Here is a 14,179-nt window from a genome sequence, read left to right as displayed (position 1 = left end):
TTTTAAATGCGAAGTAACTTAAATGTCATTATTAACCAAACGAAAATCTAGAAAGCTCACGGGGAACTCCCTCGCTAATTTTCAATAAAAGCCAAAATAAACAATTAGATAGAGTCACATCAGACCGAATAGATACAAAAAAAGCGAGCCTAAGCTCGCTTTTTAGTTTCAACAGGTAATAAACCTATTTGTTGATCATATCTAGCATGATTGCAACCGACTCATCAAGATAAGCGTCTGGCGCTTCATAATCGTTAGGAACATCATCCAACGTTTTAAACAGCTCTAAATCAGCAGCTTTTTGACGTTGATTGATACGTCCTAAACGAAGTGCTTCCGCATCGTCACTCTCTTGTTGGCGAACTTTTTCATTCAAAGAAAGTTCGTTGTCGTCTTTATCTGCCTTATATTTTTCAATATCTTGCGCGATAAAGCCAAATTCCATGTCTGTCGCGATACGAGCTCGGTGTTTAGCCGTTAACGCAGCTATCTGCTTATCGTTACGTTGTAACACTGAGTATTTCGCTTTGTCGATACTATCCCAAGGTAGTGCATTATCTTCAACACTTTCACCAGTATCTGCTGGATCGATCGGCGTTGGGTAAGCAATATCAGGGACTACCCCTTTGTTTTGCGTACTGCCACCGTTGATACGGTAGAATTTCTGGATTGTGTACTGAACATAGCCCAACTCTTTATCGAATAAATCATAAATATGATTCAAAGAGCGGTGCTGTTGTACCGTTCCTTTACCAAAAGAGTTTTCACCTAGAATAATCGCTCGACCGTAATCTTGCATTGCTGCAGCAAAGATCTCAGATGCCGATGCACTGTAGCGATTAACTAAAACCGTTAGCGGTCCTTGGTAGCTAATCTTACCATCGGTATCACTGTTCACTTTGACACGACCATAGCTGTCACGAACTTGGACAACAGGTCCCTCTTTGATAAATAGACCAGAGAGTTCCGTTGCTTCGGTCAATGCACCGCCGCCATTGTTTCGAAGATCGACAATAATACCTTCAACACCTTGCTCTTTAAGCTCAGTGATCAACTTGTCGGTATCTTTCGAAAGACCAACGTAGAAGCTTGGTACTTCTAGCACACCAATCTTCTTACCGTCTTTCTCGATAACTTCTGATTTAACAGCGCGGTCTTCTAGACGAATCTTGTCACGGACAATTGTGACAACGTGACTTTTTGCATCTTTACCATCTGGCAAGATCTGCAGCTTAACTTTGGTCCCTTTCGGGCCTTTGATAAGTTGTACTACATCATCTAAGCGCCAGCCGATAACATCAACAATCTCTTCGCCATCTTGACCAACACCAACAATGCGGTCGCCATCACTCAACTGTTTACTGTTAGAAGCCGGTCCACCAGCAACTAAAGAACGAATAACGGTGTAGTCGTCTGTCATTTGAAGCACAGCACCAATCCCTTCCAAAGATAGGTTCATCTCAGATTGGAATTGCTCTGCATTTCTAGGAGAAAGATAACTAGTATGAGGGTCAACCTCTCGCGCAAATGCGTTCATGTAGATCTGGAAAGCATCTTCGTTATGCGATTGCGTGATACGCTTCATCGCATTGTTGTAACGCTTTTCCAAAACTTCTTGAATTTCTGGCCACTCTTTACCAGTCAACTTTAGATTCAACGCATCATATTTAACGCGTTTTCTCCAAAGCTCATTCACTTCAGCGATATCTTTCGGCCACGCAGCCTCACTGCGATTCAGTTCAATAGTTTCATCGGTATCGAACTTGATCTCGTTATCGAGCAAAGACAGTGCATACTGAAAACGTTCAAAACGCTTCTGCATAGACAAATTGTAAACATCGAAAGCAATCTGGTTGTTGCCTGCTTTTAACTGGTCATCAATTTGTTTAGATGCCGCAGAGAAAGAGTCAATATCAGCTTGAGTGAAGATATTACGATTGTAATCCAGCATCTCTAAGTAACGATTAAAGATAGCTTGAGAAAAATCGTCGTTGAGATTGAAGTGTTTATAGTGGGAACGAGTAAATCGAGAAGTAACACGTTTACTAGCAGTTTCGTGTTGGACCTCAGGAGCGAGTAGAGGTAAATCGTCCTGATCTAATTTGGCTTCAAGAGCCTGAGCTGAAGCTGCTAGCAAAAAGCTAGCAGCAATCAGTGTCAATTTTGAACGGCATTTCATGCGTAGGAGTATCTCCTTTAAGCGCGCAAGTGCTCCGCTTTAACAACCATTTGTAGGCCGTTTGCTAACTGAACACGTACATCTTCCTTATTGATTTCAACAATGGTCGCAGCCATGTTTCCTTTACCCATGTTCACATTTACTTCTTTGCCAGCGATGAATTCGTCAGCGTTCAAAGCGCGTGTTTCTACAGGCTTTTCTACTTTTGGTGCTTTAGGCGCTTGGCGACGAGGCTGTGGAGCTTTCTTCGCCTTAGGTTTCGCTTTGCCTTCTTCACGAGCTTTTTGTGCTTGCTCTTTACGACGAGCTTGAACTTTAGCTTTGCTTTCTGCAAGTGTAGCTTTAGCGTGCTCAACGTGCTCTTCTTCTAGTGTGCCACACGCGTTGCCGTCTAGGTCAACACGCTCTGCACCAGCTTTTACGCCGTGCAGGTAACGCCATGATGATGTGTACTGTCTTAACGCTGCACGAAGCTGAGTCTTACTTACTTTTTCGTCTTCATTTAGACGTTCAGCAAGATCTTGAAAAATACCAATTTTAAGTGGCTTCGCTTCACCTTCTAAAGTAAAGCATTTAGGGAAACATTCAGCAATATATGCGATAACTTCTTTGCTGTTTTTTAACTTTTCAGTGTTTTCCATGTGGGTTCCTGGTTTTTGCGGTTTTCCGCGAGCATTAAGAAAATATTTTTACGTATTATAGAGAGATGCTTGGGAAAAACCACAGTAAGAGAATAATTTATGCCTTGTTCGCGTGCGAATTAAGCAGCTTTTCCACTTCAGCCATGAAAAACGTCAGTCCTTCCTCGTCAATTTCGCTAAATCGACCAACATTTGGGCTATCGATGTCAAGTACACCCGCTACTTTTCCATCAATCGAAAACGGAATCACGATTTCGGAGTTACTTGCAGCGTCACAAGCAATGTGACCCTCAAACTCATGCACGTCGTATATACGTTGAACAGAGTTCGTTGCCACTGCAGTACCACATACACCACGGCCAACAGGGATACGTACACATGCAGGTTTACCTTGAAATGGACCAAGAACCAATTCATCGCCCTTCATTAAGTAAAAGCCTGCCCAGTTAAGATCGTCAAGTTCCATCGACAGTAATGCACTGATATTTGACAAATTTGCGATCATATCGGTTTCTGATTCGATTAATGCAACGGCTTGTTTGGTTAAGCGATGGTAATGTTCTATTTTCATTATTAACTTCCAATTAAATTGTGACTTCCATTATTAAGAGAACACAGTAGAATGCGACCACCCACCTAAATAGGACTTATTCTCATTAAAATGACCAATTCAGATGACACTATTAGCCGTTCTTGGCTGATAACTCAAGTAAAAAAACACAAGTCCAAACTGGTGTTTGCCAACATCATCGCGGTGCTCGCGACACTAATCAGTGTCCCTATCCCGCTGCTCATGCCACTTATGGTGGATGAGGTACTTCTCGACAAGCCAGCATCTGGGCTTGAGATGATGAACCATCTGCTGCCAACCTCAATGCAAACGCCTACTGGCTATATTGCGTTGACTCTTTTACTTGTCATTTTGATGCGCACTGTCAGCCAAGGGCTTAATATCCTTCAAGGACGTCAGTTCACTCTAGTCTCTAAAACCATCACTTATAAGATGCGCAGCAAGATGATCGACAAACTTGGTCGTATCAGCATCAGGCAGTACGAGACAAAAGGCAGTGGTGGCATCAATGCTCACTTGATCACAGACATAGAGACCATCGATAAGTTTATTGGTTCAACACTGTCTAAATTCCTAATCAGCTTTTTAACTGTGTTCGGCACAGCGATCGTTCTATTGTGGTTAGAGTGGCGTTTAGGCCTGTTCATTCTACTGGTCAATCCTGTTGTCATTTACTTCTCACGTAAACTAGGTAGTAAAGTTAAGCACTTAAAGAAACACGAGAACCAATCGTTTGAACGTTTTCAAAACCGATTAGTTGAAACACTAGACGGCATCTATCAACTGCGTGCAGCTAACAAAGAACGTATTTTCCTTGATGAACTCAAAGTTCAAGCGAACCAAGTAAGAATCGATGCTGACAAATATGCATGGCAATCAGAAGCCGCTGGTCGAGTTTCTTTTCTGCTCTTCTTACTAGGTTTTGAACTGTTTCGCGCGGTAGCCATGCTAATGGTGCTATTCAGTGACTTAACCATTGGTCAAATTTTTGCTGTATTCGGCTACCTGTGGTTTATGTTAGGCCCGGTACAAGAGCTGCTCGGTATTCAATTCTCTTGGTATAGCGCTAAAGCAGCGCTGCAACGTATAAATGACCTTCTACAACTAGAAGAAGAGAAGCGCCCAGTCAGCAAAGTGAACCCGTTCAGTGATGATGAAGAAGTGACAGTCGACATTGATAACGTTACATTCTCTTACACATTAGAAAACACTGTTTTAAATAACCTCTCGCTGCACATACCTGCTGGTAAAAAAGTGGCATTGGTTGGGGCTAGTGGTGGCGGCAAATCCACGCTAATCCAATTGCTGATTGGGGTTTATCAAGCAGACTCTGGATGTATTCGCTACAACGGTGAAACCACCGATGACATCAGTTTTGATATTATACGCAATCAAATTGCTGTTGTTTTACAACAACCTATACTCTTCAACGATACATTAAGGCATAATCTGACCCTTGGTGCTGACTACGATGAAATGTCGTTGTGGCGCGCGCTTGAAGTCTCTCAAATGCAAGACGTGATCAAGCAGTTGAGTAACGGCTTAGATACTCAAATTGGTAGGAACGGTGTTCGCCTTTCAGGTGGTCAACGACAACGTCTAGCCATTGCTCGTATGGTGCTGAGCAATCCTAAGTTTGTTATTCTTGATGAAGCAACATCAGCATTAGATACGGCAACAGAGTCTGCACTGCATAAAGCGTTGAGTGAGTTTTTGAAAGACCGCACAACTTTAATCGTGGCTCATCGCTTATCAGCGGTGAAACAAGCCGATCTAATCTATGTTTTAGAAGATGGACAAGTCACACAGACGGGAACACATGGTGAACTGGTTGAACAACAAGGACTTTATCAAACACTCTATGGCAGTGTGCAATCGCACGCCTGATAGTTATTGTCCTAGCCACATACACCACACTTCTAAACTGACATACCATTCAATGCGGGAGGTCGCATGACCTCCCCATCGGTAACCCAAGGTTTATCAACGACCAAGCATCAAAGCGACAGTAGCTCTGTCCGTTTGTGTCAGGGCTGTGAGCTTCCTATCAACAAGGTGGACATCCCACTAGGAAAATCCGCCTATTGCCCGAGGTGTGGTACCCAGCTTTACCGAGGTGGCACCCCTAGCCTTTCTGGAAACCTAGCAATCGCGATAACCTGCTTGTTGCTGTTTATCCCGTCTCACTTTTTCGATTTCATTAGCATTCGTCTTATTGGGGTGATGATTCCCGCTACGCTGCCATCCGGCGTATTTACCTTGATGAATGAAGGTTTTCCACTGCTCGGCTTACTCATCCTATTCTGTAGTTCAATAGCGCCGTTGCTCGTTTGTAGTTCTGTATTAATCAGCCACTTCTCGCTTCGTTTTGGCTTCTTTACACCGTTTCGCTACTCGCTGGTCATCATTCAGACCTTAAAACATTGGATGATGCTGGATGTGTTCTTAGTGAGCGTGGCGATCTCCTGTTTTAAGCTACAAGACTACTCTGACATATTTGTTGGTCCCGGTTTAATTGGCCTGATCTTACTCCAGCTATTTAGCGTGTTACTGGTGAGCCGAATTAGTGTTCGCCGCTATTGGGAAGCGTGGGCAAAAGAATCGGAATATAGTTTTACCAAAAACAAGAACGTGCACTGCCACAACTGCCACCTTTCTCAGCCTGACGGTCACGCTTGTGTTCGTTGTCATCATGCTTTGTATCACCGCAAGCCTTACTCGATCCAAAAGACATGGGCACTGCTTTTTGCTGCCGCCGTTGCGATTGTGCCAGCGAACGTGATTCCTATATCTATTCTTATTACAAACGGCCAACGACTCGAAGATACGATCATTTCAGGTGTCGCCTCTTTGATTAATAGCGACATGTACGGCATCGCTGCCATCATTTTTATTGCGAGTATTGTCGTTCCCGTGGCCAAAATTCTTGGGCTTGCTTACATATTGATTTGTATTCAAATGAAACGAGCGCTTTACCACAGACAACGCATGACCATCTATTTTATCGTGAAATGGGTGGGGAAATGGTCCGTTATGGATCTGTTCGTTATTTCGATCATGATGACATTGGTCGACCGTGGACAAATTTTAAACTTCACACCAGGTTATGGTGCAGTCGCTTTCGGCGTGGTTGTTGTTCTAACAATGCTGGCAGCGGAAAGCTTAGATCCTAGGCTAATTTGGGATAACTATACCTCTAAAGATGAGTCAGTGAATGAACGACAATAACCAATCACAAACATCATATTCACCGGAAGTCAGAAAAAACAAAGGGATTTCTCCTTTGTGGATTCTGCCGATCCTCACCGTTGCACTTGCTGGCTGGCTAGTCATGAAGTCAGTCCATGATGCAGGCCAACGTGTGCAGATCTACTTCTCAGATGCGGCAGGCTTAGTCGCAGGACGCACCACGATTCGCTACCAAGGCTTAGAAGTGGGTATGGTCCGCGATATTACCCTATCGAAAGACTTATCTAATATCTATGTTGATGCTGATATCTATCCGGAAGCAAAAAAGCTGTTATCTAAAGGCACTCGTTTTTGGTTAGTGAAGCCGACCGCAAGCTTATCTGGAATATCTGGGTTAGATGCGTTGGTATCCGGTAACTACATTGCAATTCACCCAAGTGAAACGAAACAAGAACCAGAAACTGTTTTCCAAGCTTTGGAGTCTGCACCTTCTGACTTGTTAGCTGCCGATGGCTTGAACATATCACTGACTACAAAAGATTTGGGCGGCGTCTCTGTTGGCTCTCAGATTGTTTATCGTAAAATCCCAATCGGTGAGGTCTACAACTATCAGCTTAACGAAAGCGGAAAGTCAGTCACGATTCAAGCGGCTATTAAAGATGAATACAGCCATATCATTACCGACCAAAGCCGTTTCTGGAACGTCAGTGGCTTAGGTGCAAGTATCGGATTTTCTGGTGTTGATGTTCGCTTGGAAAGCCTAAGCGCTCTGTTAGGTGGTTCTATCGCCGTAGACTCACCTGGAGATGGTCAGCCAGTTGAGATGAACACCAAATTCAAACTCTACCCAGATCTAAAAACCGCTGGTCGTGGTATCTCTATTAAGATTGCTGTCCCTGATGATAATAAGATCAGTGCAACTGGCGCTCCAATCATGTACCGCGGCATCGAAATCGGTCAAATTACCGACTTATCACTCAGCGAAGGTCGTGAAAATGTCATCGCATCTGCAGCTATCCAACCTGCGTTCAGTGATTTCCTTAACAGTGGCAGTAAGTTCATCCTCGAAGAAGCTGAACTATCGCTGACAGGAATGAAGAACATCGCTAACTTGGTGACGGGCAACTTCTTAACGCTAGTGCCAGGTGAAGGTGAAAAAGCACGACGTTTCACTGCGATTCGCAAAACGGAATATAGCCAAGAGCAAGAAAAATCCGTTGCTATTCGCCTTACCTCGAACAATTCTTTTGGTCTCGATGTAGGCACACAACTACTCTATAAAGGCATACCTGTTGGCTCAATCATCAAAGTAGGTTTAGTTGATGGAGTTGGTACCGGAAGCGATAAGCACGAAGTGTTCATGGACGCGCTGATCGACAATCAATACGCTCACCTTATCAAAAGTAATAACCGCTTCTTCGTAACCGGCAGCGCGAGCGCTGAACTGACAGAATCAGGCTTAAGTGTGACCGTCCCACCAGCAAAACAGCTACTGACAGGCTCTATTAGCTTCGTGAGCGAGGGTAAAGATCAAACAAGAGAAAGCTACCAACTTTTCCAAAGTAAATCACTCGCTGAGATTGCAAAGCTCAACCAATCGGGCTCTAAGACACTAACGTTGTTCGCAAGTGAGTTACCATCAATTTCTAAAGGTAGCCCACTACTCTACCGCAACCTACAAGTTGGTAGTGTGAGTGATTTTCAGCTTGCTGACGGCGGCGTAAGAATCCAAGTTACCATCGAAAACCGCTACACACACCTACTAAACAACAATACCGTTTTTTGGAATCGTTCTGGTGTTGAGGTCGACGCGTCTTTATCAGGCATCAGTATCAAAGCGGCACCAGTGAAAACATTAATTCAAGGCGGCATTGCGTTTGATTCACTACCGGGTATCGACAATAAACTCGGTGATGTTTGGAAGCTCTATAACGACTCTAAATCTGCGCGTAAATTTGGCCGTGCCATCACGATTACGTCGTCAGGTGATCAAGAAGTCAGCAAAGGCACGCCAATTAAATATCAAGGCGTCAATGTCGGTGAAGTGACTTTAGTCGTTCCCAATTTCACTAAAGGTGGCATTGAGATTACGGCTCGTATCCTTCCTGAGTATGTCGATAAAATAGCCGTTGCTGGCAGTCATTTTTGGCTAGCTGAGCCGGAGATTGGTTTGAACGGGATTAAGAATGTCTCTTCTCTGATTTCTAAGCACATTAAAGTTGAACCGGGTAAAGGAAACAAAACCACAGCATTCAAGCTAAGTAATGGTCCAGTTCAACCTGAAGGCAAGATTTTCACACTACAAAGCGAGAGCCGTGGTTCGGTATCAGAAGGTACGCCAATTCTGTTCCGCGAATTAGAAATCGGTACAGTGATTGACGTTCAACTTGGTGAGTTTGCAGATCGTATTATCTCTACGATTCAAATCAAACCAGAGTTCGCTTACTTAATTCGTGCCAACAGTGTGTTCTGGAATGTATCAGGTGTAGATGTATCTATCGGCTTGTCTGGTGCAAACATCAAGGCAGGCACTGTCGATAGCTTAATCAGAGGTGGCATTACTTTCTCAACACCGCCAACCGATGAACTGCAGCCTTTGGCAGAAGAAGACCAGTCATTCTACTTGTACCCTAAAGCGGAAGACGAGTGGAAATCGTGGAGAACGGCCATCCCTCGTCCATAGGCTTGACTCATAGCTCCAGTCCTCTGAGCGAATAACCGACAATTCACATCTAAATGCAGCCCTAGGGCTGCATTTTTATTGTTTAAAGCAAATTTGGTTTAGGACAGCCTCATTTTGCTTTAAACTGCTCGCATTCACGCTAAAAATCGAGATACCCATTTGCACGCTAACGTATATATCCCAGAAGAATTCCTTACTCATATTGAAAGCATTATGCCTAGCCATTTAGACATGGCTTCGTTTGTCGCTTCTTGTCAAAAGCCACTTCGTAAAAGTATTCGAGTGAACACTCTCAAAATCAGTGTTGAAGACTTTCTGGTGCGCGCAAAAGATAAAGGTTGGGAACTGGAACCAGTACCTTGGTGTGAAACGGGTTTTTGGATCACGGCCGATGAAACTGAAGCGCCACTAGGTAACACTGCCGAGCACATGTCTGGTTTGTTCTACATCCAAGAAGCCAGCTCAATGATGCCACCGTCAGCTCTTTTCCAAGGTGAAGAGAACTATCAAGCAGTTCTAGATACCGCTGCGGCTCCAGGTTCTAAAACCACTCAAATTGCAGCGCTGATGAACAACCGTGGTGTGTTGGTTGCCAATGAATACGCAGCAAGCCGAGTTAAAGTGCTTCACGCTAACATTGAACGCTGCGGTGTAAGAAATGCAGCACTCAGTAACTTTGATGGTCGTGTATTTGGTGGCTGGTTACCTGAACAGTTCGACGCTGTATTGCTAGATGCACCCTGCTCTGGTGAAGGCACAATTCGTAAAGATGCCGACGCAATGAAGAACTGGACGTACCAATCGGTTGTTGAGATTGCAGACACGCAAAAAGACCTCATTGAAAGTGCATTCCACGCTCTTAAACCTAATGGTGTATTGGTCTACTCGACATGCACGTTAAGCACAGAAGAAAACCAACAAGTATGCCATCACTTAAAAGAGACCTTTGGTGATGCAGTGGAATTTGAATCTCTAGAGTCCCTATTCGATAACGCGAAAGCAACCACAACAGAAGAAGGCTTCCTACACATCTTCCCTCAGGTATATGACTCTGAAGGCTTCTTCGTTGCCCGTATCCGAAAACTAGCTTCTGTGACACCACCAGAAGTGAAGAAGCGTTTAGGTAAGTTCCCATTCGAGAAGGCTTCGAAGAAAGCACAACAAGAAGTTGCTGAGCAGCTTTTAAGTGCACTAGATATCGAGCTGCCATCAGATACTCAGGTGTGGATTCGTGACAAAGACGTCTGGTTATTCCCTGAAGCATTGGAGCCAATGATCGGTGAATTCCGTTTCTCTCGCATGGGCATCAAGATCGCAGAAACCCACAAAAAAGGCTACCGCTGGCAACACCAAGTGGCAACGACACTAGCCACTGGCAACGAAGCTAACATCGTTGAACTCACTATCGAAGATGCTCGTGAGTGGTTCATGGGTAGAGATGTTCGCCCGGAAGGCTTATCTGGCAAAGGTGAAGTGCTGGTCAAATACAATGGCGCAATCATTGGCCTTGGTAAGTGGGTTGGCAATCGAGTTAAAAACGGTCTGCCACGAGAATTAGTACGTGATAAGAACCTGTTCTAGCCACAATTCCAGCCCTACCGCTGAATAGGCAGATAGGCGAACAAACAAAAAGCCCAAACAACGTACGTTGCTTGGGCTTTTTCTATTGAACTTAAGTCATGCGATCTATGCAAAAAGGTCTTCGAAGCACGCTTAATTATAAAACCATCAATTCAAGTCGCTATTTTCACAGTCAAAAATCGCATATTGGGAAAATTAAACTAAACTACATCTAGTAAATAAAGAATTGAAACGATTAGCGTAGGCTCTTCGGAGCCCTTTCCCCTAAGCCCAAACAGGAAAGTTTGGGCTTTTTTTTGACCGAGGGTTTGGCTTATTTAGCTAGGCTGATGCCTTCTTTATCGATAGAGATCTTGCCAGCCTTGTACAAACCACCGATGGTCTTTTTGAATGTACCTTTGCTGGTTCTGAAAGCAGAGAAGATCGCTTCAGGTGAGGACTTATCATTCAAAGGTAAAAAGCCGCCTTTCTTCTCAAGCAAGTCTAAGATCTTAACGCTTAGGTCATCCATCTTAGCTACACCCACTTTCTGAAGAGAAAGGTCAATCTTACCGTCTTCTTCACGAATGTTTTTAATGTAGCCTTTCAGCGTTTTACCAATAAACAATTTACCGATAATGTCAGATGGGAAAATCATGCCCCAGTGCTCGCCATTAACAATCGCTTTATAGCCTAACTGACTGCGTTCAGCGATGATTAAGTCAACTTGCTGGTTGCGTTTGTAATTCGCCGGAGTGTTGTCTAACCATTTGTTAAACTTAGTTGTACCTACAATACGGCTAGATGCTTTATCAATGTACACATATACTAAGATTGACTGGCCTTCGTTTAATCGACCACGTTGTTCGCTGAAAGGAACCAGTAGGTCTTTACCTTTCACGCCCCAGTTCATGAATGCACCGGTGCTGTTTACACCTTCAACAGTCATCAAGCCAAACTGGCCAACTTGTGCGATAGGTTTTTCAGTCGTTGCAGCGATCTGGTTGTCAGAATCAATGTATAAGAACACATCTAACTTTTGACCAATTTCAACACCTTCAGGAGTAAATCGTTTCGGCAGCAACACGGTTCCATAGTCGCTAGCGTCAAGGAATACACCGAAATCTGCTTGTTTTACTACTTCTAAGTTGTTTATTTGACCAATATTAATCATCAAGATTGTCTCTACTTTAAATTTGGCGGAGATTATACGTGATCTCTGATATGCTTTCGCTAGTTTCATTCATATTTTTACATTCTAGGAGCCATCGTTGATCACCGTTGATAAACAAGATGCGATAACACTCAAAATTAACCATGCAATGGCTAAGACAAAAAAGCTCGACATGGACGTTTATCTATTCATTCCCGGTGAACTTGGACTCACTCCAGAAGTACTTTCTGAGAGCGCATTTTTCTATAGCTCAATCACTCAAAAACGCGCGTACTACAGTGATAAAACACTACTGCCTCTGGTACACAGCCGTTTGGCAAAACGTGGACGACTCTCTACCACTCAATACCGTGTAAGTTTGAGCTTGTTCGCCTATCAATATGTTATCGCATTAGATAAAGCCGTTAGCAGCTTAAACAAGAATGATAGTGACGACGTAACGGCAGACGAAGTGGATGAAGTTATCGAACTGGCTTTAGACATATTAAAGAAGCTGCGTCGAAGTATCCCTTATGAAGAAAACTTAAAACGCTACTACGCCAATATCGACAACTACCTATCTTGGTACACCGAGCAAAAATTCCTATCGCTAGTGTCACACATGCCTCGTGGTAGCGAGTATTCAACCATTAAAGAGCGCCTTTTAACCCTTTGCGATAAAGAGACCGCTCATAGAAAACTGAACCGATACAACTCAGCCAAGGTACGAGAAGACGTAACCCGCTTGAGTAACAAAATGCGCTTACTGCGTCGTTTAATTGAGCACCCTATCGTACTCAAAGAGAAAACCACCTCGATGGGTAAAAACGTGAAACGAGCCGTGAAAGGTGTTGCGACAGGCTTAGTGATGGTAGTTGTAACCACAACGGTTATCTTAGCCCGAGATTTCCTTGGAGAGATTACCGCTTCTTTCATCGTCGCGATGTCTTTTATCTATGCGCTACGCGAGATCTTCAAAGACGATTTAAGAGATATTCTTTGGCGCTGGCTTCGTAAAGGCAAGCCAAAGTGGAAACGCCGTTATTACGATCCAACGACCAATAAGTCAGTTGGTCATAAACTCGAGTGGTTGGACTACGCAAGCTTTTCTAAACTCGCAGACCGCATTCAGTCGATACGCAAGAAACGTGTGGTGCAGCGTGAAGAGCAAATCTTGCATTACCGCTCGCATACGGAGATGTCGACATCAACGTTTATGAGTGGCTATGAGGAAACGCGGGAAACCTTATCGATCAGCCTAAGAGCGCTGACACGCTTAATGGATAAGGGCTCAAATAAGATTTATCGATTGAACGAAGGCCAAGTGAGTCGAGAGTCCGTTGAGAAGCGTCATCTACTCAACCTAATCATCAAAGAGAACAACCACGACAACGAACCAACTTACTATCGTTGGAAGATCGTCATGAACCGTTCAAAGATTGTCGATATCGAACAAATCACACAAGAGTCATAGTGCTAAGACGAATGTTACTATTACGGTATGTGGATATACATTCACATACCGTTTTTTTTGGTTTGAATCCCACCCAATGTCATATGAACAGCTACTTGTGACTACTTTCTAGATGGGATCTTTTTGATAGAAAGCGTGAGCGTAAATTCTGCCATCGGCTCATCGCCATGAAGAGACGGGCATGTTGCGACAATGGTTACTGGCTGATTCACTCGCTCCCCGGTCGACATGGTTTCTGCCAGCATAGTGTTGATCAACTCACCATCAGTGCAAGTGAAATGCACATCACCTTCAGGGCGCTTCAGAAAGTTACCTGTCACCTCTTTAAACGCCAAAGAGATCTTCTCGCCTTGCTGCTGAGATTTACTCATCGCAAGAAAGCCGCCTGCCACATCCGCACCCACAGCTAAAACACCAAAGTACATGCTATTTAGATGGTTTTTGGTCCGCCTTCTGAGCGGAATTTTCACCTCTACACGCTCGTTATCGAGTACCAGAAGCTTTGGTCGACACAGCCAGATGAGTGGGACTTTGAAAAAGCCAAACATGCTTAAATAGAAATTTGCTTTTTGTAGAGGGGTTAACATTCGAATCACCTAGCCTAATTAGTCATCAGACCAGTTAATCGACTAACGATTTAAATGTCAAAAAAATGTTACAAAAAAGAGATATCATCACACAATGATATCTCTTTTATCCTCAAGGCGTTAGCACTTAGCATCAACTCAT

10 protein-coding genes are annotated in these 14,179 nt (G+C 43.8%); 5 read left to right on the top strand and 5 right to left on the bottom strand.

What is annotated here, in order from left to right; translation table 11 throughout:
• Positions 1-184: 184 nt before the first annotated feature.
• From prc to L0991_05085, 3 genes are all read right to left on the bottom strand, one after another.
• The gene (gene prc, locus L0991_05095; protein XGB63445.1) at positions 185-2,179 is read right to left on the bottom strand and encodes a carboxy terminal-processing peptidase; all 1,995 of its coding nucleotides are present in this window, start codon (positions 2,177-2,179) and stop codon (positions 185-187) included.
• Positions 2,180-2,196: 17 nt separating this feature from the next.
• Entirely contained in the window at positions 2,197-2,820 is a 624-nt protein-coding gene (gene proQ / locus L0991_05090) for an RNA chaperone ProQ (GenBank protein XGB63444.1), read from the bottom strand.
• A gap of 97 nt (positions 2,821-2,917) precedes the next feature.
• Entirely contained in the window at positions 2,918-3,391 is a 474-nt protein-coding gene (locus tag L0991_05085; GenBank protein ID XGB63443.1) for a GAF domain-containing protein, read from the bottom strand.
• Between the two features lie 90 nt (positions 3,392-3,481).
• Here L0991_05085 and L0991_05080 point away from each other — a divergent pair, with 90 nt between their 5' ends.
• From L0991_05080 to rsmF, 4 genes are all read left to right on the top strand, one after another.
• On the top strand, positions 3,482-5,278 hold the full coding sequence (locus L0991_05080) for an ABC transporter ATP-binding protein/permease (protein ID XGB63442.1): 1,797 nt from the start codon (positions 3,482-3,484) through the stop codon (positions 5,276-5,278).
• Between the two features lie 66 nt (positions 5,279-5,344).
• Positions 5,345-6,619: a paraquat-inducible protein A gene (locus L0991_05075; GenBank protein XGB63441.1), complete on the top strand. Its 1,275-nt coding sequence runs from the start codon at positions 5,345-5,347 to the stop codon at positions 6,617-6,619.
• A complete protein-coding gene (locus tag L0991_05070) occupies positions 6,606-9,263 on the top strand; it encodes an MlaD family protein (protein ID XGB63440.1) in 2,658 nt (885 codons plus the stop codon). The genes L0991_05075 and L0991_05070 overlap by 14 nt, the downstream gene beginning before the upstream one ends.
• A 159-nt stretch (positions 9,264-9,422) precedes the next feature.
• Complete coding sequence (rsmF, locus tag L0991_05065; protein ID XGB63439.1) at positions 9,423-10,844, top strand: 16S rRNA (cytosine(1407)-C(5))-methyltransferase RsmF; 1,422 nt, start codon at positions 9,423-9,425, stop codon at positions 10,842-10,844.
• 313 nt (positions 10,845-11,157) lie between these two features.
• Here the strand turns inward: rsmF and L0991_05060 are convergent, their stop codons facing one another.
• The gene (locus L0991_05060) at positions 11,158-12,066 is read right to left on the bottom strand and encodes a S1-like domain-containing RNA-binding protein (GenBank protein XGB63438.1); all 909 of its coding nucleotides are present in this window, start codon (positions 12,064-12,066) and stop codon (positions 11,158-11,160) included.
• A 28-nt stretch (positions 12,067-12,094) separates the two neighbouring features.
• Between L0991_05060 and L0991_05055 the strand changes: the two genes are divergently transcribed.
• Positions 12,095-13,450, top strand: a complete 1,356-nt coding sequence (locus L0991_05055; GenBank protein XGB63437.1) for a hypothetical protein — start codon at positions 12,095-12,097, stop codon at positions 13,448-13,450.
• 101 nt (positions 13,451-13,551) lie between these two features.
• Here the strand turns inward: L0991_05055 and L0991_05050 are convergent, their stop codons facing one another.
• The gene (locus tag L0991_05050) at positions 13,552-14,037 is read right to left on the bottom strand and encodes a DUF4442 domain-containing protein (protein ID XGB63436.1); all 486 of its coding nucleotides are present in this window, start codon (positions 14,035-14,037) and stop codon (positions 13,552-13,554) included.
• Positions 14,038-14,179: the final 142 nt, after the last annotated feature.

This window comes from Vibrio chagasii (genome assembly GCA_041879415.1).
Classification (GTDB): domain Bacteria; phylum Pseudomonadota; class Gammaproteobacteria; order Enterobacterales; family Vibrionaceae; genus Vibrio.
The sequence above is the reverse complement of the archived record's forward strand: the minus strand, read 5'-3'. Positions and strand labels throughout refer to the sequence as shown.